This window comes from Streptosporangium sandarakinum, from assembly GCF_050942225.1.
Lineage (GTDB): Bacteria > Actinomycetota > Actinomycetes > Streptosporangiales > Streptosporangiaceae > Streptosporangium > Streptosporangium nondiastaticum.
The window spans coordinates 3,682,580-3,705,086 of record NZ_CP192034.1; the positions used below are offsets into that span (position 1 = coordinate 3,682,580).

26 protein-coding genes are annotated in these 22,507 nt (G+C 73.3%); 12 read left to right on the plus strand and 14 right to left on the minus strand.

The annotated features are described in order from the left end of the window. The first annotated feature begins 12 nt into the window (after window positions 1-12). Window positions 13-651 (plus strand): DedA family protein, encoded by a 639-nt coding sequence (locus tag ACQP10_RS16910; protein ID WP_355646372.1) that lies wholly within the window; start codon window positions 13-15, stop codon window positions 649-651. A 128-nt stretch (window positions 652-779) separates the two neighbouring features. Here the strand turns inward: ACQP10_RS16910 and ACQP10_RS16915 are convergent, their stop codons facing one another. Continuing rightward, a complete protein-coding gene (locus tag ACQP10_RS16915) occupies window positions 780-2,009 on the minus strand; it encodes an isochorismate synthase (RefSeq protein ID WP_386148751.1) in 1,230 nt (409 codons plus the stop codon). Window positions 2,010-2,196: 187 nt separating this feature from the next. Between ACQP10_RS16915 and ACQP10_RS16920 the strand changes: the two genes are divergently transcribed. Next, window positions 2,197-3,117: a GDSL-type esterase/lipase family protein gene (locus ACQP10_RS16920; protein ID WP_433541692.1), complete on the plus strand. Its 921-nt coding sequence runs from the start codon at window positions 2,197-2,199 to the stop codon at window positions 3,115-3,117. Between the two features lie 10 nt (window positions 3,118-3,127). Here the strand turns inward: ACQP10_RS16920 and ACQP10_RS16925 are convergent, their stop codons facing one another. Further along, entirely contained in the window at window positions 3,128-3,622 is a 495-nt protein-coding gene (locus tag ACQP10_RS16925) for an FBP domain-containing protein (RefSeq protein ID WP_179823746.1), read from the minus strand. 107 nt (window positions 3,623-3,729) lie between these two features. Then, entirely contained in the window at window positions 3,730-4,491 is a 762-nt protein-coding gene (locus tag ACQP10_RS16930; protein WP_346019784.1) for an alpha/beta fold hydrolase, read from the minus strand. A gap of 78 nt (window positions 4,492-4,569) precedes the next feature. Between ACQP10_RS16930 and ACQP10_RS16935 the strand changes: the two genes are divergently transcribed. The 3 genes from ACQP10_RS16935 to ACQP10_RS16945 all read left to right on the plus strand — a co-directional run bounded on the left by ACQP10_RS16935 (window position 4,570) and on the right by ACQP10_RS16945 (window position 5,984). Further along, window positions 4,570-5,490 carry a helix-turn-helix transcriptional regulator gene (locus ACQP10_RS16935; protein ID WP_433541693.1) on the plus strand — a complete coding sequence of 307 codons (921 nt, stop codon included), beginning with the start codon at window positions 4,570-4,572 and terminating at the stop codon, window positions 5,488-5,490. After that, complete coding sequence (locus ACQP10_RS16940; protein WP_433541694.1) at window positions 5,481-5,624, plus strand: hypothetical protein; 144 nt, start codon at window positions 5,481-5,483, stop codon at window positions 5,622-5,624. The genes ACQP10_RS16935 and ACQP10_RS16940 overlap by 10 nt, the downstream gene beginning before the upstream one ends. A gap of 93 nt (window positions 5,625-5,717) precedes the next feature. Next, a complete protein-coding gene (locus ACQP10_RS16945; RefSeq protein ID WP_179823741.1) occupies window positions 5,718-5,984 on the plus strand; it encodes a DUF3040 domain-containing protein in 267 nt (88 codons plus the stop codon). Between the two features lie 153 nt (window positions 5,985-6,137). On the opposite strand, the gene ACQP10_RS16950 is transcribed toward ACQP10_RS16945, so the two are convergent. Further along, on the minus strand, window positions 6,138-7,349 hold the full coding sequence (locus ACQP10_RS16950; protein ID WP_433541695.1) for a cytochrome P450: 1,212 nt from the start codon (window positions 7,347-7,349) through the stop codon (window positions 6,138-6,140). A 103-nt stretch (window positions 7,350-7,452) separates the two neighbouring features. Between ACQP10_RS16950 and ACQP10_RS16955 the strand changes: the two genes are divergently transcribed. Continuing rightward, the gene (locus ACQP10_RS16955; RefSeq protein WP_346019915.1) at window positions 7,453-8,076 is read left to right on the plus strand and encodes a TetR/AcrR family transcriptional regulator; all 624 of its coding nucleotides are present in this window, start codon (window positions 7,453-7,455) and stop codon (window positions 8,074-8,076) included. An 84-nt stretch (window positions 8,077-8,160) separates the two neighbouring features. Here the strand turns inward: ACQP10_RS16955 and ACQP10_RS16960 are convergent, their stop codons facing one another. After that, window positions 8,161-8,763 carry a TetR/AcrR family transcriptional regulator gene (locus ACQP10_RS16960; RefSeq protein WP_346019781.1) on the minus strand — a complete coding sequence of 201 codons (603 nt, stop codon included), beginning with the start codon at window positions 8,761-8,763 and terminating at the stop codon, window positions 8,161-8,163. A 149-nt stretch (window positions 8,764-8,912) separates the two neighbouring features. On the opposite strand from ACQP10_RS16960, the gene ACQP10_RS16965 reads away from it, so the two are divergent. Continuing rightward, the gene (locus ACQP10_RS16965; RefSeq protein ID WP_399500817.1) at window positions 8,913-10,460 is read left to right on the plus strand and encodes an MDR family MFS transporter; all 1,548 of its coding nucleotides are present in this window, start codon (window positions 8,913-8,915) and stop codon (window positions 10,458-10,460) included. Between the two features lie 420 nt (window positions 10,461-10,880). Here the strand turns inward: ACQP10_RS16965 and ACQP10_RS16970 are convergent, their stop codons facing one another. Further along, window positions 10,881-11,285: a MerR family transcriptional regulator gene (locus ACQP10_RS16970; RefSeq protein ID WP_433541696.1), complete on the minus strand. Its 405-nt coding sequence runs from the start codon at window positions 11,283-11,285 to the stop codon at window positions 10,881-10,883. A 76-nt stretch (window positions 11,286-11,361) separates the two neighbouring features. On the opposite strand from ACQP10_RS16970, the gene ACQP10_RS16975 reads away from it, so the two are divergent. Continuing rightward, window positions 11,362-12,096, plus strand: coding sequence for a methyltransferase domain-containing protein (locus tag ACQP10_RS16975; protein ID WP_346019779.1), 735 nt, complete (start codon window positions 11,362-11,364; stop codon window positions 12,094-12,096). Between the two features lie 21 nt (window positions 12,097-12,117). Here the strand turns inward: ACQP10_RS16975 and ACQP10_RS16980 are convergent, their stop codons facing one another. The 4 genes from ACQP10_RS16980 to ACQP10_RS16995 form a co-directional block, all read right to left on the minus strand. Next, window positions 12,118-13,749: a penicillin-binding transpeptidase domain-containing protein gene (locus tag ACQP10_RS16980; RefSeq protein ID WP_433541697.1), complete on the minus strand. Its 1,632-nt coding sequence runs from the start codon at window positions 13,747-13,749 to the stop codon at window positions 12,118-12,120. A 171-nt stretch (window positions 13,750-13,920) separates the two neighbouring features. Next, window positions 13,921-14,568, minus strand: a complete 648-nt coding sequence (locus ACQP10_RS16985) for a lysophospholipid acyltransferase family protein (RefSeq protein WP_346019777.1) — start codon at window positions 14,566-14,568, stop codon at window positions 13,921-13,923. Window positions 14,569-14,841: 273 nt separating this feature from the next. Next, window positions 14,842-15,366 carry a GNAT family N-acetyltransferase gene (locus ACQP10_RS16990; RefSeq protein WP_399500635.1) on the minus strand — a complete coding sequence of 175 codons (525 nt, stop codon included), beginning with the start codon at window positions 15,364-15,366 and terminating at the stop codon, window positions 14,842-14,844. Window positions 15,367-15,480: 114 nt separating this feature from the next. Beyond that, window positions 15,481-16,062, minus strand: a complete 582-nt coding sequence (locus tag ACQP10_RS16995; protein ID WP_433541910.1) for a hypothetical protein — start codon at window positions 16,060-16,062, stop codon at window positions 15,481-15,483. A 511-nt stretch (window positions 16,063-16,573) separates the two neighbouring features. Between ACQP10_RS16995 and ACQP10_RS17000 the strand changes: the two genes are divergently transcribed. The 3 genes from ACQP10_RS17000 to ACQP10_RS17010 all read left to right on the plus strand — a co-directional run bounded on the left by ACQP10_RS17000 (window position 16,574) and on the right by ACQP10_RS17010 (window position 18,895). Continuing rightward, on the plus strand, window positions 16,574-17,107 hold the full coding sequence (locus ACQP10_RS17000; protein WP_433541698.1) for a GNAT family N-acetyltransferase: 534 nt from the start codon (window positions 16,574-16,576) through the stop codon (window positions 17,105-17,107). A 76-nt stretch (window positions 17,108-17,183) separates the two neighbouring features. Then, complete coding sequence (locus tag ACQP10_RS17005; RefSeq protein WP_433541699.1) at window positions 17,184-17,729, plus strand: MOSC domain-containing protein; 546 nt, start codon at window positions 17,184-17,186, stop codon at window positions 17,727-17,729. A gap of 71 nt (window positions 17,730-17,800) precedes the next feature. Further along, window positions 17,801-18,895: a winged helix DNA-binding domain-containing protein gene (locus ACQP10_RS17010; protein WP_433541700.1), complete on the plus strand. Its 1,095-nt coding sequence runs from the start codon at window positions 17,801-17,803 to the stop codon at window positions 18,893-18,895. A gap of 76 nt (window positions 18,896-18,971) precedes the next feature. Here ACQP10_RS17010 and ACQP10_RS17015 read toward each other — a convergent pair whose 3' ends face one another. Further along, window positions 18,972-20,141: an NAD(P)/FAD-dependent oxidoreductase gene (locus tag ACQP10_RS17015; RefSeq protein ID WP_346019772.1), complete on the minus strand. Its 1,170-nt coding sequence runs from the start codon at window positions 20,139-20,141 to the stop codon at window positions 18,972-18,974. A gap of 123 nt (window positions 20,142-20,264) precedes the next feature. Here ACQP10_RS17015 and ACQP10_RS17020 point away from each other — a divergent pair, with 123 nt between their 5' ends. Next, window positions 20,265-20,933, plus strand: coding sequence for a LysE family translocator (locus ACQP10_RS17020; RefSeq protein WP_433541701.1), 669 nt, complete (start codon window positions 20,265-20,267; stop codon window positions 20,931-20,933). A gap of 115 nt (window positions 20,934-21,048) precedes the next feature. On the opposite strand, the gene ACQP10_RS17025 is transcribed toward ACQP10_RS17020, so the two are convergent. From ACQP10_RS17025 to ACQP10_RS17035, 3 genes are all read right to left on the minus strand, one after another. Then, a complete protein-coding gene (locus ACQP10_RS17025; protein ID WP_179823709.1) occupies window positions 21,049-21,522 on the minus strand; it encodes a MarR family winged helix-turn-helix transcriptional regulator in 474 nt (157 codons plus the stop codon). A gap of 197 nt (window positions 21,523-21,719) precedes the next feature. Further along, window positions 21,720-22,154: a hypothetical protein gene (locus ACQP10_RS17030; RefSeq protein ID WP_433541702.1), complete on the minus strand. Its 435-nt coding sequence runs from the start codon at window positions 22,152-22,154 to the stop codon at window positions 21,720-21,722. Beyond that, on the minus strand, window positions 22,151-22,417 hold the full coding sequence (locus ACQP10_RS17035) for a hypothetical protein (RefSeq protein WP_390001598.1): 267 nt from the start codon (window positions 22,415-22,417) through the stop codon (window positions 22,151-22,153). Before ACQP10_RS17035 ends, ACQP10_RS17030 begins: the two co-directional genes overlap by 4 nt. Window positions 22,418-22,507 lie beyond the last annotated feature (90 nt).

Genomic DNA, 22,507 nt, shown 5'->3' on the forward strand with positions numbered 1-22,507 from the left:
AGGGTTCGGGGCATGAGCACCTCAACGACTGTCGACGGAGTCGCCGGCTGGGCGGTCAGCCTGATGGAGACCTTGGGAGCCCCGGGAGCGGGGTTGGCGATCGCGCTGGAGAACCTGTTCCCGCCGTTGCCGAGCGAGGTGATCCTGCCGCTGGCGGGATTCACCGCGAGCAAGGGGGACATGACGCTGTTCGAGGCGATCTTCTGGACCACGCTGGGGTCGGTGGTCGGCGCGGTGGCGCTGTACGGGGTGGGGGCGTTGCTGGGCCGGGCGCGGGTGGTGGCCATCGCGCGGAGGCTGCCGCTGGTGGACGTCTCCGACATCGAGAAGACCGAGGCGTGGTTCGCCCGGCACGGCCGCAAGACCGTGTTCTTCGGGCGGATGATCCCCATCTTCCGCAGCCTGATCTCCATTCCGGCGGGGGTGGAGCGCATGCCGGTCCCGGTGTTCCTGGTGCTGACCACGCTGGGCAGTCTCATCTGGAACACGGTCTTCGTGATGGCGGGATACCTGCTGGGGGAGAACTGGGAGCTGGTGGAGGGCTACGCCGGGATCCTGTCCAAGGTGGTGCTGGGCGTGGTGGCGCTGGCCGTGGTGGTGTTCGTCGTGCTCCGGGTGCGACGCCGGGGCAGGCACCACGCGGAGCGTTGAGCTGAGGACGGCGGCCCGGGTGTTCGAGGTGGCGAGCCCGCCCGGCGGGCCGGCCATGGTCACCGCGGAGCCGCCGTGCGGGTGATTCCGGCCGGGGCTCCGTGCCGCCGCGGGGCCCCGGGGAAGGGTCAGCCCTCCAGGGCGTACTGCATGACGCGCAGCTTGGCCTGGGCCTCGGCGAGCTCGGCGGCCGGGTCGGAGTCGCCCATGATGCCGCAGCCGGCGAACAGCCGGGCCCGGGGTCCCTCGATCTGGGCGCAGCGCAGCGCGATGCCCCACTCTCCGTCGCCCCGGGCGTCGATCCAGCCGACCGGGCCGGCGTATCCGGCGCGGTCCATGCCCTCCAGCTCGCGGATGACGTCGAGCGCCGTGTGGGTGGGGGTGCCGCCGACGGCGGCGGTGGGGTGCATGGCGGCCACCACGTCCAGGACCGACGCGCCGTCGGCCAGGCGGCCGGTGACCGGGCTGGCCAGGTGCTGGACGTTGGGCAGGACCAGCAGCTCGGGTTCGGTGGGCACGGTCAGCTCCGCGCACAGCGGGGCCAGCGCCTCGCGCACCGACTCCACCGCGCAGGTGTGCTCGTAGCGGTCCTTCTCCGAGGCGAACAGGCCGGCGCCTCGCGCGTCGTCGTCGGCCTGGCTGGTGCCGCGGGAGACGGTGCCGGCCAGCACCAGCGACTCGATCGTCTCGCCGGTGCGGCGGACCAGCAGTTCCGGGGTAGCGCCGACCAGACCGGCGCAGGAGAAGGTGTAGCACTCCGGGTAGCGGGAGGCCAGGCGCGACAGCAGCAGCCGGACGTCGATCGGCCGCTCGGCGACGGCGGTCAGGTCGCGGGCCAGCACGGCCTTCTCCAGCCGCCCGGACCTGATCTGCCGTACGGCCAGCGCCACGGCGTGCTCCCACTCCGGGGCGGTCAGGCTGCCGTCGCCGTAGCGGATCCGGCCGGGGTCGGCGGGCGGGGTGACCAGGTCGAGGTGTTCGTCGCCGACGGTGGTCAGCCAGGAGCGGCCGCCGCGGCGGGCGAGGACGACCTGGGGGACGACGAGGACCGAGCCGTGGGCGTCCGGGTCGAAGGTGAAGGAGCCGAAGGCGACCGGCCCGGAGCCGGGGACGCCGACGCCGTCGTCGACGTGGGCCTCTCCGAGGATCGCCGAGAGCCACCGGCGGGCCCAGTCGAAGCGGCCGGGGCCGGGCGGCACGGCCACGCGCGCGGCCTCACCCCAGGCGACCAGCCCCTCGCCGCGCCTGATCCAGGCGTAGGGGGCGGCCTCCGGAAGTCGCGCGAGCAGGTCGCCGGGGTCACCGACGAGGGTGGTTCTCACCACGAGGGGGCGGGTCAGTCCGAGCGCGACACTCACCCGGAACACTCTATGCCGGAAACTGAACGTGTTCGACGACGGCCCCGGTATCAGTGCCTCCGCCACGTTACGTCAAGAAAGCCATGGTGCTCGGTCAACGAAGGGCGCCGCGGTGTCCTGCGGTGATACATCCCATGACAGGGGTGATCGACCGCTCGGAGGTGCCATGGCCGGCAGGATTGTGACAGTGCTCACAGGCGTGGTGACGCTCGTGGCCGTCTGCCCGGCGGCGCCGGCGCGGGCGGCCGGGTCGCGGCCGGTGGAGGCGGGGACGGCGAAGCGGCCGGTGTCGGCGCCGGTGCGGGTGGTGACGGCCGGTCGCGGCGCGCCCGCCGGGTGGCGGCCGGTGGTGATGGTGGCGGTCGGCGACTCGATCAGCTCGGGGTTCAACGCCTGCGGCTGGTACGTGCCGTGCCCGGCGCGGTCCTGGGCGACGGGCGACGACGAGCGGGTGCGCAGCCACTACCTGCGGCTGCTGGGCGGCGGCGCCCCGGTCGCCGGGCACGGCGTCAACCTGGCTGTGCCCGGGGCGACCAGCGCCGACCTGGCTCGGCAGATGGCCGGGGCCGTCGCCCGGCGCGCCGACTACGTCACCGTGCTGGTCGGCGCGCAGGACGCGTGCGTGGCCGACGAGCGGCAGATGACGCCGGTGGACGTCTACCGCAGGCGGGTGGCCGGGGCGCTGGAGACGCTGCGGGCCGGGCGGCCGGACGTCCGGGTGTTCCTGGCCAGCGTCCCCGACCTCAGGCGGCTGTGGCAGGTGGGCAGGAACAGCGTGGCGGCGCGGGCGTTCTGGGCGGTGGGCCGCATCTGCCCGAGCATGCTGGCCCGGCCGCGTTCGACGGCCCCGGCCGACCGGGAGCGCCGGGACCGGGTTCGGGCCCGGGTCGCCGGCTACAACTCCGCGCTGGCGCAGGTGTGCGCCGCCTACGGCCCGGCCTGCCGGTTCGACGGCAACGCGCTGTTCGACTGCCGCTTCACCCGGGACCAGTTGAGCAAATGGGACTTCTTCCACCCCAGCGCCTCCGGGCAGCGGCTGATCGCCCAGCTGACCTTCCCGCTGATCGAGGACTGGCTGCGCGAGCCGGCCGGGGAGCGGGCCACCTGAGCGGGTCCCTTCAGGTGAGGACCTTCTCCAGGAACGCCGTCAGCCTGGTCCGGGTGCGGTCGATCTGCTCCTCCACCGTCAGCGACTCCTGCAGCCGGCCGCCCAGGCCGGGCAGCTTCCTGCCGCGCACGTACAGCGAGCAGTCCAGGTCGGTGCAGGCGTACAGGCCGACGGAGTTGCTGTCGCGGCCGGCCGGACCCGCCCTGCGGGCGGTCATCAGGGAGACGCCGGTGCCCGGGTGCATGGTCAGGCACAGGGAGCACATGCCGCGGTGCAGGCCGCCGCGCTGCCGGGCGGCCAGCCGCAGCGCCACGCCGACGACCTCGCCGCCGTGCTCGGTGACGAGGTAGCCGCGTTCGGGGGCGGCCGGATCGAGCCACCCCAGGAAGTCCAGGTCGTCCCAGGGACGCTCGGCCAGGTCCCGCGGGAGCGTCAGCCGTTTGGCCTCTCCCTTGGAACAGTTGACGAACGAGCCTCGGATCTCCTGTTCAGAGACTGCTTTCATGCCGCGGAACGCTACCCTGCCTAAAAGATATAGGCAAAGGATTAATCAGCCTAGGAAAGGCGGGGGCAGGTCCCCGGTCGCATCGGTCTCTCGGCCGTGCCGATCTCTCAGCCGCGCGGCCCGCCGGGCTCGCCGAGCTCGGCCAGCGCCGCCGCGGTGGCCGCGGGCGCGGAGAACATCGGCCAGTGGCCGGTGGGCACCGCGGCGAAGCTCCACTCGGGCCCGGCGAGCGCGGCGAAGTACGGGTGACCGGCCTCGACCAGCGCGCGGACCTGCTCCAGGGGGTAGGAGCAGGAGATGAGCGTCTTGGGCAGCCGGTCCGCGCCGCCGCCGAGCTTCAGCGGCCGGGTGAGCGTGCCGTACGGCTGCGCGGTGGCGCGGGCGGTGAACCTGGCGCGCTCGGCGGCGCCCATCCCCTCCAGGCTGACGCCGGAGCGCTCGTGCTGCTCCCAGGAGGGCGGCGGGTAGGCGGTTCCCCCGCAGGCGGCGACGCTGTTTTCGACGAACTCCCGCTGGGCCGGGTCGTAGAGGTCGAGCTGGGTCAGGCCGTCGGCCATCGGCCCGCTGTCGAGGTAGACGACGCGGGAGATCCGCTCGGGGATCCGGTCGGCCGCGCCGGTGACGGGGGCGCCGGCGCCGCTGTGGGCAACCAGGATCACCTCCCGCAGGTCGGCGTAGACGATCGCCTGGACGATGTCGTCGATGTGGGTCTCCAGGTCCACGCCGGGTCCTGCCAGGTGGGAGCGGTCGCCCAGGCCGGTCAGGGTGAGGGGGTGGACGTCGTGGCCGGCCGCGCGCAGCGGCCCGGTGACCTCCTCCCAGGCCCACGCGCCGAGCCAGAATCCGGGTACCAGGACATAGGTGCTCATCGATCTCTCCTTCGTCGGAACGGCTCCACCGTAGGATCGAATCCGGACAGAATCGGTCCTGATCAGTGAGGAGTTTCGATGACGGTCACCCGGGTGCTCGCCCTGCTGGAGCTGCTGCAGGCCGCCCCCGGCCTGACCGGGCCCGAGCTCGCCGCGCGGCTGGAGGTGGACGAGCGGACGGTGCGCCGCTACGCGGTGCGGCTGTCGGAGCTGGGGGTGCCGGTCGAGGCCGCCCGGGGCCGTTACGGCGGCTACCGCCTGCTGCCCGGCTACCGGCTGCCGCCGCTGATGTTCACCGACGACGAGGCCGCCGCCGTGGTGCTGGGGCTGCTGGCCGGGCGGCGGACCGGGCTGTCGGTGGGGGAGACGGCGACCGAGAGCGCGCTCGCCAAGATCCAGCGGGTGCTGCCGCGGGCGCTGCGCGAGCGCGTCGAGGCGGTCCAGGCCACGCTCGGGCACACCCGGGACCCGGCCCCGGCGGAGGCCCGCCCGAAGGCCGGCCCGCTGCTGACCCTGGCCGAGGCGGCCCGGCGCGGGCACACGGTACGGCTGGCCTACCGCTCCTGGCGGCGGGAGTCCTCAGAACGCGACCTCGACCCCTACGGCCTGGTCTTCCACTCCGGCCGCTGGTACGTCACCGGGCTGGACCACGCCAGCGGGCAGGTGCGCACCTTCCGGGTGGACCGGGTCGAGCGCGTGGAGCCGGCCACCGGGCCCGGGGAGCCGGATGGGCGTCCGGGGCCGGTGGAGCGGCCGGGCCGGGCGCGGGGACCCGAGGCGGGGCGGCGGTCCTTCGAGGTGCCCGACGGCTTCGACCCGGTCGCGCACGTGGTCGCCTCGCTGGCGGCCGTGCCGTACCGGCACGAGGTGGAGGTGCTGCTGGAGATGCCGCCGGCGGAGGCGCGCGAGCGGGTGCCGGCGTCGGTGGCGACGCTGACGCCGACACCGCGGGGGTCCTGCTGCGCGCCAGGGCCGAGCGGCTGGACGGTATGGCGCTGATGCTGGCCGGGCTGGGCCGGCCGTTCACCGTCGTCGCCCCCGACGGGTTGCGCGAGGAGGTCCGGGCCCTGGCCGGGCGGCTGGCCCGCTGCGCCGACGCGGTCCCCGCGCCCGGGGACCGCCCGCCGGTGTAAAGAAGCCGTAAATCAACAGCCCCGGGAATGGATAACGATCATCATGATTGGGCAGGAAACCCGCACACGCCTTGCGTTCCGGGGAGGTGCGGCATGGCCTGGTCGCAGGAGGAAGAGCGGATTCTGCTGCGGATCGAACGCCACCTCATCGATGAGGACCCGAGGCTGGCGGCTCGGCTGGAGTCGTTCGACAGGCGGGTGCGGCGCCGCGAGGAGGACGGCCGCAGGCGCGAGCGCCCGTCGCGGCGGCCGGGCCGCTCGACGGTCGTCCTCATGACGAGCTGGCTGCTGATCGCCACGCTGATCGCCACACTGCTCATCCTCGTCCTGCGTCACGAGGCCGCCGCGCTGCCGCTCTGACCCTCCCCGCGCCGCCGTCCCCGGCCCTCTCGTGAGGGCGCGGGCACGCCATGAGGCCGCAGTGCTGCCGCTCTGACCCCCTCGCGCCGTCGTCCCCGGCCCTCTCGCGAGGGGTGCGGGCACGCCACGAGGCGCCGGGTACGGCGCCGCCGGTCACCAGCGGACCGGGACCGTGCGCAGGCCGCCGACGGCCAGCCCCTCCACCCGCTCCAGTTCCGCCGCGGGCACGGCCAGCTCCAGGGCCGGCAGCCTGCGCAGCAGCACCTCCAGCACGACCTGCAGCTCGGTGCGGGCCAGCGCCTGGCCCAGGCAGGAGTGGGAGCCGGAGCCGAAGGCCAGGTGCTGGTTGGGGCTGCGGGTCAGGTCCATCTCGGCGGCGTCGCCGAAGGCGTCCTCGTCGCGGTTGGCGGCGGCCATGCTGCACACCACGGTGGTGCCGCGGGGCAGGACCGCGCCGCCGACCTCGGCCTCCTCGTTCAGGTAGCGGGGCAGGCCGAAGCCGGAGTTGGCGTCCAGTCGCAGACTCTCCTCCACCGCGGTGCGGATCAGCGACGGGTCGGCCAGCAGCCGCTCCCACCGGGAGCGGTCGGCCAGCAGCATGGAGACCATCTTGCCGATCATGTTGGCGGTGGTCTCGTGCCCGGCGACCAGCAGCGCTATGCCGGTGACCACGATCTGGACGTCGGACAGCCCGCCGTCCTCGGGGCCGCCGGCCGCGATCAGCTCGCTCAGCAGGTCGTCGCCCGGCTCGGCGCGCTTGGCCGCGACGTGGTCGGACATGTACTGGAAGAACTCGCCCTGGGCGGCGGCGATCTCGGCCCCGTCGTAGCGGGTGAGGTTGAGCATGGTGTCGGACCAGTACGAGAACCGGTCCCGGTCGGCGGCGGGCACGCCGAGCATGTCGCAGATCACGTACACCGGCAGCGGGAAGCCCAGGGACGCCTTGAGGTCGGCCGGCGCGCCGCGCTTGATCATGTCGTCGACGAGGTCCTCGGCGATCTGCGTCATCGCGGGCCGCAGGGCGGCCATGCGCCTGGCGGTGAACCACTTGATGACCAGGCGGCGCCAGTGCAGGTGCTCCTCGCCGCCATCGGGGATGATCTGCGCCATCTCGCTGCTGAACACCCCGCCGCCCTCGGCGGACAGCCGGGCGGCGTCGGGCGCGGTGAGCCGGCGGGTGAAGCGCGGGTCGGCCAGCACCCGCTTGACGTCCTCGTAGCGGGTCAGCAGCGTCGCCCGGTCGCCGCTGGGCAGCCGGACGGGCGCCACCGGGCACCGGCCGCGCAGCTCGGCCCATTCGGCGGGCGGCTCCAGGGCCGCGTCGGTCGGGATCGGGTAGTTCAGGACCTGCTCCTCGGCGCTCATCCGGCGTCTCCTTCGAGAGATGGTCGGCTACCCCGCCACGTTATCTTACAACTGCAAGATAACTGACAGTTGTAAGCAAGGTTAGACTTACGGCGTGGCCACGATGAAAGACGGCGGCGTCCCCTCCGGTGACCGGCGCGTCCGCCGTACCCGCGCGGCCCTGGCGCGCGCGCTGCTGGAGCTCGCCGAGGAGCGGGACCTGTCGCGGATCAGCGTCTCCGACGTCGCCGAACGCGCCGGGGTGAGCCGCACCGCCTTCTACGACCACTACCGGGACGTCCACGAGCTGGCCGAGATCGCCTGCACCGCGATGATCGACGACCTGATCGGATTCCTGCCCGCCTCGGGGCCCGATCCGGAAGGGGAGGGGCCCGAGACTCTGGCGGCCTTCTTCGCCAGCCTGGCCGGGCACGCCGGGCTCTACCGCGGCCTGCTCGGGCCGCGGGGCAGCGCCCACGTCGCCGACCACGTCCGCCGCCGCCTCGCCGCGGCCGTCCGCGACCGCCTGCGCCGCGACGCCGCCGGCCGGCCGGCCGGGCCCGCCGGCCCGCCGGAGGCGTCGCACGACGTCCTGGCCGCGTTCGTCGCCGGCGCGCTCATCGGCGTGGCCGCCGACTGGCTCCAGCGCGAGTGCCCGCAGTCCCCCGGCCGGATGGCCGACCTGACGTGGCCGCTGCTGAGCGCGCTCGACCCCGGCGGTCGCGGCGACGCCGGCGTGCCCGCCTGAACCGGACCCGGTACGGCGACGCCGGCGTGCCCGCCTGAGCCGTGCCGGGTCCGGCTGAACGGCCTGCCGGGCCGTCCCGGCCGGTCAGCCGAACGGGCGGGACATCTGGTCCAGCGCCCTGCCCATCAGCTCACGCAGCGTCCGGCTCTCCTGCTCGGCGCACCACCACTGCATGGCGATGCGCAGCGCGGCCAGGAACGCGGCGGTGATCACCTCGGGGTCGACGCCGTCCGGCCGCGCCCTTCCGGCCACCGCCCGGCTCAGCTCGCTCTCCAGCCGGACCCTGCTGGCCAGCTGCCTGGCCAGCAGGGAGGGGTGGCGCATGGCCAGGCGGGTGCGCAGGTGCAGCTCCCGGTCGGAGCCGCCGGCCTCGTCGGTCTCGTCTGACTCGTCGTAGAGCTGTTCCAGCGCGTCGCGCAGCGCCTGCCAGGCGGAGCTGGCGGCCGGCTGCTCGTGGACGCGCCGTACCAGGGTGCCCAGGCGTTGCTCGTCGCCGTACAGCAGCGCGTCCTCCTTGCCGTCGAAGTAGTTGGAGAACGTCCGGCGGGAGATGTTGGCGGCGTCGGCGATGGCCTCGACGGTGACGTTGTCCAGGCCGTGCTCGATGGCGAGCCGCAGCGCGGCCTCGTGCACCGCCTGGCGGGTCTCGGCCTTCTTGCGCTCGCGCAGCCCCGGTGTGCTGTCCATGATGCGGACGAGCTTACCCAATGGGAATAAGTTCTCAGTGCGCAAAGTTTCCCATTGGGCATGTATGGTGTCCGGGTTGTATTCCCTTCTCCCTTGATCGGAGGTTGCGCGTGAGCGCACAGCCGGCAGCGCCGCCCGCGGCGGAGCCGATGACCCACCGCGAGGTCCTCGAAGCCCTCAGCGGCCTGTTGCTCGTCCTGTTCGTCGCCATGATCAGCGGCACCATCGTCTCGGTGGCGCTGCCGCAGATCATCGGCGCCCTGGAGGGCAGCCAGTCGCAGTACACCTGGGTCGTCACCGCCTCCCTGCTGGCCTCGACCGCCTCCACCCCCATCTGGGGCAAGCTCGCCGACCTGTTCAACAAGAAACTGCTGCTGCAGATCTCCATCGTGATCTTCATGGTGAGCTCGCTGGCCTGCGGTTTCGCGCAGAACACCGGACAGCTCATCGCCTTCCGCGCGCTGCAGGGCCTGGGCATGGGCGCCCTGCAGATCCTGGCGCAGGTCGTCATCGCCGCGATGATCTCCCCCAAGGAGCGCGGCCGCTACAACGGCTACCTCGGCGCGGTCATGGCCGTGGCCACGGTCGGCGGCCCCCTGCTCGGCGGCGTCATCGCCGACACCTCCTGGCTCGGCTGGCGCTGGTGCTTCTTCATCGCCGTGCCCTTCACCATCGCCGCGTTCGCGCTGCTGGCCAAGACCCTGCACCTGCCGACCGTGCGCCGCGCGGACGTCAGCATCGACTACTGGGGCGCCACCCTGATCGCCGTCGGCGTCAGCGTCCTGCTCATCTGGGTCACCTTCGTCGGCAACTCCTTCGACTGGCTGTCGTGGCAGACCGCGGCCATGGCCGGCGGCGGCGTGCTGGTGCTGATGGTGGCCACCTGGGTGGAGGCGAAGGTCCGCGAGCCGGTCGTGCCGCTGCACGTCCTGCGGCGCGCCACCCCCGCGCTGGCCATCCTGGCCAGCCTCGCGGTCGGCATGGCCATGTTCGGCGGCTCGGTCTTCCTCGGCCAGTACTTCCAGATCGGCCGCGGCTACGGTCCCACCGCCGCCGGCCTGCTGACCATCCCCATGATGCTCGGCGTGCTGCTGTCGTCGACGATCAGCGGCCGGATGGTCTCGGCCAGCGGCCGCACCAAGCCCTACATCCTCGTCGGCCTGGTCGTGCTGCTGGCGGGCTTCGCGGGCCTGGCCACCATCGACCACGAGACCCCGATCCCGCTGATCTCGGTGTACATGCTCGGCGTCGGCGTCGGCGTCGGCATGTCCATGCAGAACCTCGTGCTGGTCGTGCAGAACACCGTCCCGCTGCGGGAGATCGGCGCCGCCAGCGGCGCGATCACCTTCTTCCGCTCCCTCGGCGGCACCGTCGGCGTCTCGGTGCTCGGCGCCGTCCTGGCCAACCGCGTCGCCACCGGCATCACCGAGGGCCTTGCCAAGGCCCACATCCCGGTCAGCGGCGGATCGGCGGCCGGCGGCAGCCTCAACATCGCCGCGCTGCCCGAGCCGGTCAAGGCGATCGTCCGGGCCGCCTACGGCGACGCCACCGGCCACATCTTCCTGATCTCGGCGGGCATCGCCGTGGTCGGCCTCATCGCCGCGGCGTTCCTGCGGCCCGCCCAGCTGCGCGACAGCCTCGACCTGCCCGCGCAGGCGGCCGGGGAGACCGACGGACAGAAGGTCAGCGCCTCCTGACGGGTCACCGCCGTCCGGTCACCTGACCGGGACCGGAGAAGCCGGAAAGGCCGCGCCCCCGCATCGCCCGCGGGAGCGCGGCCTTTCCGCATGCCGGCGAGGACGCCGCCCGCCTGCCCGATCGTGACTCCGTTCAGAGGAGCCTCCGCTGGGCCTTCCGGAACGCCGATGAACGTGTGCAGGTCCTGGGTGGTCGAGATCATGTCACCGCCGGTGGAGACCCAGGAGGGGTTCTGGCGGGTGACGTCGATCGTCTTCCGCTCGCCGGCCTCCTCGTACCGGTAGTAGGCGCGGGCGTGCGGCGCGGCGATCTCCGGCGAGGCGTCCGGCGCCACGGTGCCCGACAGCCCGAGCGGCCCCAGGATCAGCCGCCGCATCTCCTCCGCAGCGTGCGGCCGGCACCGTGGCGGACCCGGGTCGTCACACGCGGACGTGCGTCGGGGGAGCGGGGGAGATGCGCTCGGCCAGGATGGCCTGGAAGTGCGGGCAACTGGACAGGTCTTCGTGATCGCAGTCCAGCGCGCAGTCGATGAGCTCAAGCGAGACTTGGGCCTCGGCGATGCGACGGGCGAGCTCGGCCCGCTGTCGCACCAGGACGGCGCGCCGTTCCGCGGGATCGGACGCGGTGATCATCTCGCGAACGTCGTCCAGGCTGAAGCCGGCCTCCTTGGCGCGCAGGATGGCCGCCACGCGATAGAGGTCTTCGGTGCCGTACCGGCGGCGGTCCCCGCCGATACGGGCCGGTGTCAGCAGGCCCATCGCCTCCCAGTGCCGCAGGACGTGCGTTGCCAGGCCGAACCGTGCCGCGATGTCCCCGATGCTCATCGTCGCACTTGACTTCATGTCGACATTAAGTCGCATGCTGGCTGCCATGTCCAGATCGACGACTACATCTGATCACATGGAATCGCTCATTCGCATGCTGGATGCGGCCGACGCCCTGCCGGGTGCCGCCGCGCTGCGTGCCCGGTCCTACGAGCTGCTCGACCACCCGGCCGGCGCGGGCGTGGTGGACGTGGGCTGTGGCGCCGGCCGGGCGGTGGCCGAGCTGACGGAACTGGGTGCGCGGGCGATCGGGGTGGACCTCAGCGAGCAGATGATCTCGGCGGCCCGCCGCCGCCGGCCGGACGCCGACTTCCGCGTCGGCGACGCCTGTGACCTGCCTCTCCAGGACGGCACGGTGGCCGGGTACCGGGCCGACAAGGTCTTCCACGACCTCGCCGACGCCGGGAAAGCGCTGGAGGAGGCCACGCGAGTGCTCGTGCCCGGCGGGCGGATCGTCCTGATCGGCCAGGACTGGGACGCATTCCTCATCGACTCCGACGATCCGGCGCTCACCCGCACCATCGTGCACGCCCGCGCCGACCAGACGGCCGACCCCCGCGCCGCCCGCCGCTACCGCAACCTGCTGCTCGACGCCGGGTTCGACGACGTCGCCGTGGAAGTCCATACCGGTGTCTTCACCGACGTGACCATGCTCCCCATGCTCACCGGGATCGCCGAGGCCGCCCGTGCCGGCGGAGCCATCACCGTCGAACAGGAGGCGGCCTGGGCTACTGAGCAGACCGAGCGCGCCCGGGCCGGCCGCATGTTCCTGGCTCTGCCGATCTTCGTCGCTTCCGCCCGGCGGCCCTGATCCCCCCGTCCGGCTCGCCTCTCAGGTCAGCGCGCGCAGGAAGCGGGCCGCCACCGGGGCGGCGACGGCTCCGCCGCCGCTGCCCTCCTCGACGATCACCGCGAAGGCGAGGTCACCCCGGAATCCCATGAACCAGGCGTGGGTCTTCAGGTCGTCCTGCGGGCCGTACTCGGCGGTGCCGGTCTTGCCGCGGGTGCCGGCGGGCAGCCCGGCGTCCTTGGCGGTGCCCTTGGTGACCACCGCCGACATCATCCGGTGCATGTCGGGGACGACCCCGTCGGGCAGCTCGCGCGGCGCGGCGTCCTGCTTGACGGACGGCACCAGCGTCGGCGGGCGCCAGGTCCCGTCGGCCAGGGCCGCGGCGACCGAGGCGACCACCAGCGGGCTGGCGATGATGCGGCCCTGACCGAAGGACTCGGCGGCCAGCTCGGCGTCGCCGGCCGCCGGGGGGAAGGAGCCCTTGGCGGCGGGGACGCCGATGTCGAGCGGGGTGTTGAAGCCGAACAGCTCGGCGGTCTTCAGCAGCTTGGCCGCGCCCAGCCGCTTGGCGGCCAGCGGGGCGAAGGTGGTGTTGCAGGAGTAGGCGAAGGCGTCCGACAGGGTCACCGAGCCGTAGCCGGCGTGATGGGAGTTGCGGATCGGCAGGCCGCCGACGTTGACGTCCTTGGGGCAGGTGGTGCGGTCGCCCGGCTTCATGCCCTCGGCCAGGAGAGCCACCGCGGTGACCGCCTTGAGGGTGGAGCCGGGCGGGTAGTTGCCCATCAGGGCGCGGTTGAAGCCGCCCTGGTTGTTGGCGACGGCGAGGATCTCCCCCGACGACGGCTTGACCGCCACCAGGGAGGCGGTCTTCTTCAGGTCGCGCACCGCGTCGGTCGCGGCGCGCTGCACGCGCAGGTCCAGGCTGGTTTGCAGCGGCTCGCCGTCGCGGCCGGCGATCTCACCGGCCTTCTTGACGGTCTTGCCGCCGGAGTCGACGATCCGGATCTCGGTGGCGGGTACGCCGGCCAGGCGCCGCTGGAAGGCCAGCTGCAGACCGTCCTTGCCGACCGTGTCTCCGGTGGCGTACGGCGCGCCGAGGGCCTTGGCATCCTTGGCGGTGGCCTTGTCGAGGTAGCCGACGAGCTGCTGCACCGAGCCGCCCGCCGAGCCGTCGTCGATGCGCTCGCCGCCGGCGGCGACGATTTCGGCCCGTTGCGGCCAGCGGGCCTTGAGCGCGAACGACCGGCCCGGGGCCAGGTCGGGGTGGACGGCGGCGGGGGACCAGACCACTCGCCAGTTGCGGTCGACGACCGCCAGCTCCAGGGCGCCGGAGTAGCTCCACCGGCCGCCGCTCTTCAGCGTGACGGTGGCGGTGTAGCCGGCCCGGCCGGTGTCGTCGCCGGTCCGGCTGACCTGGCCGAGCCGTACCTCGGTGCGTTCGGCGCCGAGCTTGTCGGCCATGACGCGGTAGGTCGCCTCGAAGGCGGGGTCGGCCTTGCCGAGCTCGGCGCGCATGGCGGCCAGGTCGCCGCTATGCCAGGCCCGGGTGAAGCGCTGGGCGGTCTCCTGCGGGGTGCCGCGGGTGTGCAGCAGCCACCAGGCGCCCGCGCCGCCGCCTGCGGCCACCAGCACCACCGCCGCGGATGTGATCGCGATCGTCCTGCCGCGTGGCACCTTCGGCCACCCCCCGTCGGTCGGATCCGGCTCCCCTGGGGGCGACAGCCTACCGTCCGGCGCGACCGGTCCCGCCGTGAACGGCCGCCCCGGGCACCGCCTGCGGTGACCGCCGCGGGCAGGACGGCGGTACGGCGGCGCGGCCGGATGGATGACGGTGGGCGGGCCAGGTCAGCCTGCGCTGCGGCTGGGCGCGTAGCCGCCGGCGTACTCCTGCCCGGACAGCTCCTGGACGGCCGTCATGATCTCGTCGGTCACCCGGCGCCGGTCGCGGGCGCTGGTGGCCGAGCCGGTGAACGTCAGCGGCTTGCCGATGCGGATCCCGATGCGGCCGAGCTTGGGCACCGAGGCGCCGATCGGCAGCACCTTGTCGGTGCCGATCATCCCCACCGGCACCACCGGCGCGCCGGTCTCCAGGGCGAGCCAGGCCACCCCGACCTTGCCGCGGTACAGGCGGCCGTCGGGCGAGCGGGTGCCCTCGGGGTAGATGCCGAACAGCTCGCCGCCGCGCAGCACCCGGGCGGCGGCGTCGAGCATGTCCTGGGCGGCGGTGGGGCTCTGGCGGTCGATGCTGATCTGCCCGGTGGCGCGCATCCACGCGGCGGTGACGGGGTTGCCGGTGAAGTATTCGGCCTTGGCGACGAAGCGGACCTGGCGGGGCAGCACCAGGGGCAGGAAGGTGGAGTCGAGGACCGACAGGTGGTTGGAGGCCAGGATGGCCGGGCCGGAGGCGGGTACGTGCTCGGCACCGGTGACCGTGGTCGGCCACAGCAGGTGCAGGAAGGGGGCGCTGACGATCTTGGTCAGGCGGTAGAGCACGGGCTCTCCTCTTGCAGGACGGGTTTCACCACCCTAGGCGGTGACCCGGGGGCCGGCGGCTGTGCGCACCCGCACAAGCGGGGTCCCCACGTTTGTAGCCCTTCTCCAAGCCCGCAGGCAAAGCCATCCGCCTTCCGCGCGCGTCGCGGCGGCCGCGACGCGCCCGCACGGGGCCTTGCACGGTCTCCCGGTGGCCCGCGCCGTCCGCCGGATGCCGCCGAGCACCACCGCCTCCGTTCCGCCGATGAGGACGCGGGAGACCTCCTCCGTTCGTCACAGGCCGGGGCCGGGCACGGTTCGCTCCAGTTCCACGAGGGCGAGCGGAGGGCCCTCGCCGAAGTCGTGGTCGTGTCGCCTGCCGGTCTCGCCGAAGCCGTTCTTGGCGTAGAAACGGCGCGCCTGGGCTGAATCCCGAAGCGTCCACAGATGCACGCGGTCATGGCCGGCCTCCCGCAGCCGGCCCAAAGCGGCGGCCAGCAGGGCCGCCGCCAGGCCGCTGCCCCAGACGTCCGGGTGGGCGAAGAAGGTGTGGATCTCCGCGAGGCCGGGGCGGGAGGAGGCCCCGAAGCGGGCGAAGGCTCCGGGGCGATCGTCCAGGAGCGCGAGCAGAATCGTGTCCTTGCCCTTGTCCTCGGCCAGGATGGCGTTCCACTTGGTGCGCCGTTCCTGGACACCGGCGGCGGCGACCTTCGGCGCGCACAACGGGCCGTGCGAGACGCCCCAGGAGATCGCGTGGATCTCGCCGAGGGCGTCCCCGTCGCCGGGCCCCGCCTCGCGGATCGTGACCATGCCCTGCATGGAGGAGACCCTACGCGGTGGCGCCGAGGGATGAGCCTCGCGGTCTCCCACCTCGCCCCCTGCCGGTGACGTCCATCCGCCGGTCCTCGGACGGCCGGCACGGGGCAGGAGCGGTCAGGGCAGACGGATGCCGGCGACGATCCTGTCGAGTCCGGCGACGAGCGGCGTGCTGGCCATCACGGTGACGACGACCCCCTTCCGCTCGACCCAGCCGACGTACCGCCCGTCGCCGAGCGCGCCGTCGCCCTCCTTCGTCAGCACCCGGCGACCGCCGATCGTCGCGGTCCTCACGTCTCCGGTGAAGGTTCCGTAGGTCACGGGGAGGCGCTTGAGGTTCGCGAGCCTCCTGGCGTCCGGCCAGCACAGTACGCGCACCCACAGGCTTCGCTGCCGGGGGTCGGCGTTCGCCCGGTCGTCCCCCCACTGGTAGCCGTACTCGGTGACGCCGTCGTGCTTGCCGGTCACCACCCCGCCGTAGGTGAAGCCCTTGGGGATGTGGCCGACGCGTACGCCTCTGATGGCGGTGGCGCCCCTCGCGGGCTCGTCGACCTTGGAGCCGTCGGAACGCTTGATCTCCGCCTTGCTCGGAGTGGGGCAGGCGGTCTTGCCTCCGGTGGTCGCGTGGGCGGCGGGCGCGGCGAACAGTGTCGCGGCGGAGGCCACGGACAGGGCGGCGGTCGTGAGCGTCTTCGTCATTGTGTTCACGTACGGATTGGATGCGGCGAATGGGACGGAAGTTCACCGGCTTTTTCCGCTGCGGGTGCGACGTCACTCACGGCCGCTTCGTGGCCGATGACACGAACCCGGATGAAAGGCATGGAGGGCCGCTCGGGCGAGTCCGGGGCGTGCCGAGGCGCGGGGCGAGCGGGGAACGGGCCGGGAAAAAGGACCGCCCCGCGGCGCCGGAGCGCTCGCGGGGCGGGACGTTTAGTGCCGATGTGGCGGTCGCCTCCTCGGCGAGAGGCACAACACGGCTCCAGCCGAACGGTATTCCGTGAAGGCGGTAATTTGCGGCCCGGGGGACACAAACCACATCGGCACGATTACTGTAACCGACGTCCGGCGGAGGTTATTCCGCCATGATGCGGTGGCGTGTCGGGGCCGGATCGCCGTCCGCCGTGTCCACGCAGGTCAGCGCACCACCGGCGGCCTGTCCGGTCACGGTGCGGCGCCCGGTGAAAAGCGCCGCAGAGCAGGGGAGGGGATCGTGGAGACGGAGCGGCTGGTCATGCGCAGATGGCGGGAGACGGACCTGGAGCCGTTCGCCGAGCTGAACGCCGACCCCGAGGTGATGCGGCACTTTCCCGCGCCGCTGACGCGTGAGGAGTCCGACGCGATGGTGGGCCGGATCGAGGTGGCGTTCGACGAGCACGGCTACGGCCTGTGGGCGCTGGAGGTCCGGGCGACGGGGGAGTTCATCGGGTTCACCGGGCTGGCGTGGCAGCGGTTCGAGGCGCACTTCACCCCGGCGCTGGAGGTGGGCTGGCGGCTGTCCCGCCGGGCCTGGGGGCAGGGCTACGCCACCGAGGCGGCGCGGGCGGCGCTGGAGTACGGGTTCGGCCCGGCGGGGCGGCGGGAGATCGTGTCGATGACGGCGGTGGGGAACCTGCGGTCGCGGGCGGTGATGGAGCGGCTGGGCATGAGGCGGGACCCGGCCGACGACTTCGACCACCCGAGGGTGCCCGCCGGCAGCCCGCTGCGCCGCCACGTGCTGTACCGGATCGGCCGCGATCCTTTATGATCTACATCGTAAAGGCGATCGCCGAGATACGAAAATGATCATGGAAGAAGAGAACCCAGCGAGGAGGGAGCGGCCGGTGGGCGGGGCGTATGTGACGGCGGTGAGCCGTAGCGCGGGACACACCTTCAGCAAGGGGTGCGAGCCGGTGATCCGGCTGCTCGCGGGCCTGGGGGTGGAGGGGGACGCGCACCTGGGGGTGACGGTCAGGCATCGTTCCCGGGTGGCGCGGGACCCTTCCCAGCCGAATCTGCGCCAGGTCCACCTGATCCACGCCGAGCTGCACGAGGAACTGCGGGCGGCGGGGTTCTCCGTGGGGCCGGGGGAGCTGGGGGAGAACGTCACCACGCGCGGGGTGGACCTGCTGGGGTTGCCGGCGGGGGCGTTGCTGCGGCTGGGTGGGGAGGCGGTGGTGCGGGTGACGGGATTGCGTAATCCGTGCGCGCAGATCGAGGCGTTCCGGTCGGGGTTGCTGGCGCGGGTGGTGGGGCGGGACGAGGAGGGCCGGGTGGTGCGCCGGGCGGGGGTGATGGGTGTGGTGGTGGCCGGTGGTGCGGTGCGGGCCGGTGACCGGGTGGAGGTGGAGTTGCCGCCGCCGCCGTACCGGGCGCTGGAGCGGGTGTGAGGGGTGGAGCGGGGTGGTCGCCGTCTCGATAGGGTGCGGATTCCGTGCCCCCCGACGGAAAGGGACTTCTCATGCCCGAGGTGCTCGGCCTCCGTGCTTTGAACCGGGCCACGCTGGAGCGGCAGTTGCTGCTGCGGCGTTCGCCGCTGACGGCGCTGGAGGCGGTGCGGCATCTGTACGGCATGCAGGCGCAGGCGCCGGACCCGCCGTACGTCGGGTTGTGGTCGCGTCTTGCGGGTTTCACCCATGAGGAGCTGTCGGATCTCCTGCGGGAGCGGCGGGTGGTGCGGTTGGCGTTGATGCGTTCGACCATCCATCTGGTCACCGCCGAGGACTGCCTGGTGTTGCGTCCGCTGTTGCGGCCGGTGCTGGATCGGGTGCTGCGTGGTCCGGTGGGCAGGAGGCTGGCCGGGGTGGATGTGGAGGCGGCGGAGGCCGCGGGGCGGGCTCTGGTGGAGGAGCGGCCGCTGACCTTCGCGGAGCTGGGCCGGCTGCTGGAGGAGCGGTGGCCGGAGGCGCCCGCGGCTGACCTGGTGCATCTGGTGCGGGCGAGGGTGGCGCTGGTGCAGGTGCCGCCGCGGGGGATCTGGGGGGTGGGCGGCAAGCCCGCGCACACCAGCGCCGAGGCGTGGCTGGGCCGTCCGCTGGACGGGCGGGGCGGGCCGGCGGAGATGGTGCGGCGTTATCTCGCCGCTTATGGTCCGGCCACGGTGATGGACCTGCAGCAGTGGTCGGGGTTGACCCGGCTGGGTGAGGTGGTGGAGGGGATGGGGTTGCGGTCGTTCGTGACCGAGGACGGGGCGCGGCTGGTGGACCTGCCGGAGGCGCCGCGGCCCGATCCCGATGTTCCGGCTCCGGTGCGTTACCTGGCGGAGTTCGACAACACGTTGCTGTCGTTCGCCGAGCGGACCCGCGTGCGGATGATGGCCGACGCCTACCGGGGGCGGGTGTTCACCGTCAACGGCATCATCAGGGCGACGGTGCTGGTGGACGGGTTCGTGCGGGGGTTGTGGGCGGTGCGGTCGGCGCGGGGGAAGGCGGTGCTGGAGGTGGATCTGTTCGAGTTGGTGGCGGCGGCGGAGCGGGCGGCGCTGGAGGAGGAGGGGATGCGGATGCTGGACTTCATGGCTCCGGCGGCGGCGGTGCGTGAGGTGCGCCTGCTCTGATGTCCGGTGCGGGGTCCGCGCGGTGAGGTGTGGGACGGCCCGGGGTGTGAGGTCCGTACCCGGGGGCGGGGCGGGTTCAGGGGGTGTGGTGGCGCCGTCCGGGCAGGGGGAGGGCGGCCGCCAGCCAGCGGCGGGCCACGGCCCAGGCCAGTGGCGGCGGTACGGTGCCGGAGCCCAGGCCGACCTCGACGAGGAGGTCGAAGACCTCGGGGCGGTGGGCGGCGGTGGTGACGGCGGCGTCGATGAAGGCGGGTGACTGGGCGGCCAGGTGGAGGGCGTCGGTGGTGCGCAGGTGGCGTCCGAGGGTGGCGCGCAGGGCGCGGCGGTAGGCGGTCAGGGGGTCGGTGCCGGCGTGGGCGGCGGCCTGGCCGGCCAGGCGGCCGGAGACGAGGGCGTAGTAGATGCCTTCGCCGGTGAGGGGGTTGATGAGGCCGGCGGCGTCGCCGGCGAGGAGTACGCGGCCGGCTCCGGGGCGGGGGCGGCCGGGGGACAGGGGCAGGTGGTGGGCGCGCAGGTCACGGGCGGGCAGGTGGGGCAGCAGTTCGGCCAGGCGGCCGTGGAGTACCTGGCGGCCGGGCAGGCCGGTGGCGCGCAGGCGGGGCAGCAGCATGCCGAAGCCGACGTTGGCGGTGCCGTCCCCGATGGGGAAGGACCAGGCGTAGGCGGGCCAGCCGTCTTTCTGCATGGCGATGAGCTGGGTGTCGTCGTCGGCGGGGACGTCGGCGTAGCCGCGTACGGCGATGGCGGTGTGCCGGTCGGGGGAGGGGGGCAGGCCGAGGAGGCGGCGGACGGTGGAGTTGGCGCCGTCGGCGGCGATGACGGTGCGGGCGGTGATGGTGTCGTCGATGAGGGGGAGTCCGCCGCGGGTGGTGAGGGTGCGGACGCGGTGGCGGCGGACTTCGATGTCGTGGGCGCGGGCGGCGTCGATGAGGCGGGCGTCGAAGACGGTGCGGGGGACGACGTGGTTGGGGCGGGCGACGGCGGCTTCGACGCGGGCGCCGCCGGGGGAGATGACGGCCAGCCGGGGGGTGGGGCGGTAGTCGTCGATGATGCCGTCGAGGCCGAGGTGGGCGAGTTCGTCGCGGGCGTGGGCGGCGATGCCATCGCCGCAGGCCTTGTCACGGGGGAAGTCCGCGCGGTCCAGCAGGAGGATGCGTGCGTCGGGGCGGATCCGCCTGGCTTGCAGGGCTGCGGCTGATCCGGCGGGGCCGCCTCCGATGACCACCAGGTCCCATTCCTCGTCCATGGTTGTGAGCCTGCCACTGTGGGGTGGGGGTGAAACCGCCGTGCCGGGTCTGTGCGGCGGGGGTGGGCCACTTGGCGGGATTGGCTGTTTCCCGGGGTGACGGGGTGGGGTGAGGATGCGGTCATGGTGTCCACGGGTGCGGTCGTCGGGGCCGCGGGGGTTGCGCTGGGTGTGGTTCTGACGCCGGGGCCGAACATGGTTCATCTGGTGTCGCGGTCGGTGGGGCAGGGCCGCCGGGCGGGTCTGATCGCGCTGGCGGGGGTGGCCGCGGGGTTCGCGGTGTATCTGCTGGCGGCGGTGGCGGGGCTGGCGGCGGTGTTCGCGGTGGTGCCGGGGCTGTACACGGCGGTGAAGTTCGCCGGGGCGGCCTATCTGCTGTGGCTGGCGTGGCAGGCGGTGCGGCCGGGTGCCGCGGTGGTTCCGGGCGGGTTCGCGGCGCGGGCCGAGGGTGTGGTGCGGGCCGAGGATGCGGGGCGGTTGTTCTCCGGAGGGTTGGTGACGAATCTCCTCAACCCGAAGATCGCGGTGCTGTACGTGTCGGTGCTGCCGCAGTTCGTGGATCCGGCGCGGGGTGGCGCGGCGGCGCAGAGCCTGGTGCTGGGGTTGGTGCAGATCACCGTGGCGGTGTCGGTGAACGCGTTGATCGTGGTGTCGGCCGGGTCGGTGGCGGGGTTTCTGGGCCGGCGGCCCGGGTGGGCGCGGGTGTGGCGTTATCTGACGGGGACGATGCTGGCGGCGGTGGCGGTCCGGGTGGCCGCCGACCGTTCCGGTGGGGTGGCCGTCGCGGGGTGAGCGGCCGTCTTGCGGTCTTGCGGGCTCGGCGGTGGCCTGGTGATCGGCGGTGGCCTGGCCGTCAGTGGTGGCCTGGTGGTCAGTGGTGGCCTGGTGGTCAGTGGTGGCCTGGTGGTCAGTGGTGGCCGCCGAACCAGCCTGGTACGTCGAGGCGGAAGAGGTCGCCGGGGGTGAGGGCGCGCAGGTCGGCCTCCAGGGCGCGTAGCCGTTCCGCTCCGATGACGGCGGCCCAGCGGGCGCGTAGTTCGTCGAAGATCTGTGCCGAGCGGATCAGGCTGTCGATGCCGCGTGGGGTGAGGCGGACGACTTTGCGGCGGGCGTCGCCGGGGTCGTGGCCGCGTTCGACGTAGCCGAGGTTCTGGAGGGTGTCGATGGTCTTGCCGGCGGCCTGCTTGGAGATGCCCAGTATGCGGCCGAGGTCGGCGGCGGTGGTGCCGCCGCGGCCGATGGCCTGCAGTACGAAGCCGTGCATGGGCCGCATGTCGGGGTGGCCCTGGCGGGCGAGTTCGGCGTGCAGGTCGTCGATGAGGACGCGGAAGCCGAGGAGGAGCCGCAGTGGCAGCTCGAACCCCGGGGGATCGGTGGGCACGGTGGGGGACCTGCGTGGATCGGAGGGGTGCTGACGCGCTCCACTTTAGGGGTGACTCGCGGGGCCTGTCATCCGCGGTTCTTTCCCGGGCGCGTCCGGTGGGCCGCCGGGTGGCCGTTCGGGGGCTTCGCGGGGGGCTCGCGGGGGTGGGTGGCCCGGCGGAGGAGGGGAGGGGGGCGCGGCTCTGCCGGGGGTGTTCAGGGGAGGATCTCCAGGCGGACGCCGGGTGCGCCGTCGTACAGGTGCGGGGTGGGGGTGACGATGCGCCATCCGCCGCGGGATTCGGCCAGCAGTACGGCGTGGGTGGCGGCGAGGGCGGCGACGAGTTCGCCGCCGGGCGGGCGTCTGCGGGAGGGGGCGGTCAGGGCGGGGCCGAGGCGGGTGGTGGCGGCGACGTCGGCGGCGGTGAGGGCGCCGATCGTGATCACCGGTACGGCCAGCAGCGCGTCGGTCTGGGCGGGGCGCAGCGCGGCGGCGCACTGGGCGGCCAGTGCGGGCAGCAGGAGGGTGGTGTTGCGCAGGACGGACTGGCGGACGATCTCCCGGCCGTAGTCGCTTTTGCCGTCGAGGAGGTGGCAGAGGGCGTCGTAGTCGAGGACGTGGCCGGTGAGTCCTTCGGGTCCGGTGTTCACGCCACGTCCTGGGAGGGGCGGCGGGTGTCGGCGGGGCGGGCCTGCTCGGGTGGGGTGTCGAACAGGCGGCTGGCGCGGGTGCGGTCGGCGTCGCTGATGCCGTCGGCCCAGCCGGGGCCCCAGAGGCGTTCCAGGGCGGCCATGCCGTCGCGGATGCGGCGCTGTTCGCGCAGGGCGCCGGCGATGTAGCCGGAGGCGTTGCCCGATCCCTGGGCCTCGTCGGCGAGGTCGTCGGGCAGGGAGATGGTGATCCGCTTCGTCATACCGGAAGAGTAGATCAGTCATACTCTCCTCGTCCACCGGGAGATCGTCCCGGCCGTACGGAGATCCTTGGCCAAAAGCCGCAAAAGGGA

Coding starts and splice junctions, on each gene's coding strand:
- ACQP10_RS16970 (WP_433541696.1), bottom strand. CDS start 11,285: ATGAGCATCGGGGACATCGCGGCACGGTTCGGCCTGGCAACGCACGTC.
- ACQP10_RS16955 (WP_346019915.1), top strand. CDS start 7,453: ATGAAAGACGGCGGCGTCCCCTCCGGTGACCGGCGCGTCCGCCGTACC.
- ACQP10_RS16975 (WP_346019779.1), top strand. CDS start 11,362: ATGGAATCGCTCATTCGCATGCTGGATGCGGCCGACGCCCTGCCGGGT.
- ACQP10_RS16995 (WP_433541910.1), bottom strand. CDS start 16,062: ATGACGAAGACGCTCACGACCGCCGCCCTGTCCGTGGCCTCCGCCGCG.
- ACQP10_RS16935 (WP_433541693.1), top strand. CDS start 4,570: ATGACGGTCACCCGGGTGCTCGCCCTGCTGGAGCTGCTGCAGGCCGCC.
- ACQP10_RS16925 (WP_179823746.1), bottom strand. CDS start 3,622: ATGAAAGCAGTCTCTGAACAGGAGATCCGAGGCTCGTTCGTCAACTGT.
- ACQP10_RS17035 (WP_390001598.1), bottom strand. CDS start 22,417: ATGACGAAGCGGATCACCATCTCCCTGCCCGACGACCTCGCCGACGAG.
- ACQP10_RS17010 (WP_433541700.1), top strand. CDS start 17,801: ATGCCCGAGGTGCTCGGCCTCCGTGCTTTGAACCGGGCCACGCTGGAG.
- ACQP10_RS16990 (WP_399500635.1), bottom strand. CDS start 15,366: ATGCAGGGCATGGTCACGATCCGCGAGGCGGGGCCCGGCGACGGGGAC.
- ACQP10_RS17015 (WP_346019772.1), bottom strand. CDS start 20,141: ATGGACGAGGAATGGGACCTGGTGGTCATCGGAGGCGGCCCCGCCGGA.
- ACQP10_RS16940 (WP_433541694.1), top strand. CDS start 5,481: ATGGCGCTGATGCTGGCCGGGCTGGGCCGGCCGTTCACCGTCGTCGCC.
- ACQP10_RS16965 (WP_399500817.1), top strand. CDS start 8,913: ATGACCCACCGCGAGGTCCTCGAAGCCCTCAGCGGCCTGTTGCTCGTC.
- ACQP10_RS16950 (WP_433541695.1), bottom strand. CDS start 7,349: ATGAGCGCCGAGGAGCAGGTCCTGAACTACCCGATCCCGACCGACGCG.
- ACQP10_RS16910 (WP_355646372.1), top strand. CDS start 13: ATGAGCACCTCAACGACTGTCGACGGAGTCGCCGGCTGGGCGGTCAGC.
- ACQP10_RS16960 (WP_346019781.1), bottom strand. CDS start 8,763: ATGGACAGCACACCGGGGCTGCGCGAGCGCAAGAAGGCCGAGACCCGC.
- ACQP10_RS16945 (WP_179823741.1), top strand. CDS start 5,718: ATGGCCTGGTCGCAGGAGGAAGAGCGGATTCTGCTGCGGATCGAACGC.
- ACQP10_RS16930 (WP_346019784.1), bottom strand. CDS start 4,491: ATGAGCACCTATGTCCTGGTACCCGGATTCTGGCTCGGCGCGTGGGCC.
- ACQP10_RS17020 (WP_433541701.1), top strand. CDS start 20,265: ATGGTGTCCACGGGTGCGGTCGTCGGGGCCGCGGGGGTTGCGCTGGGT.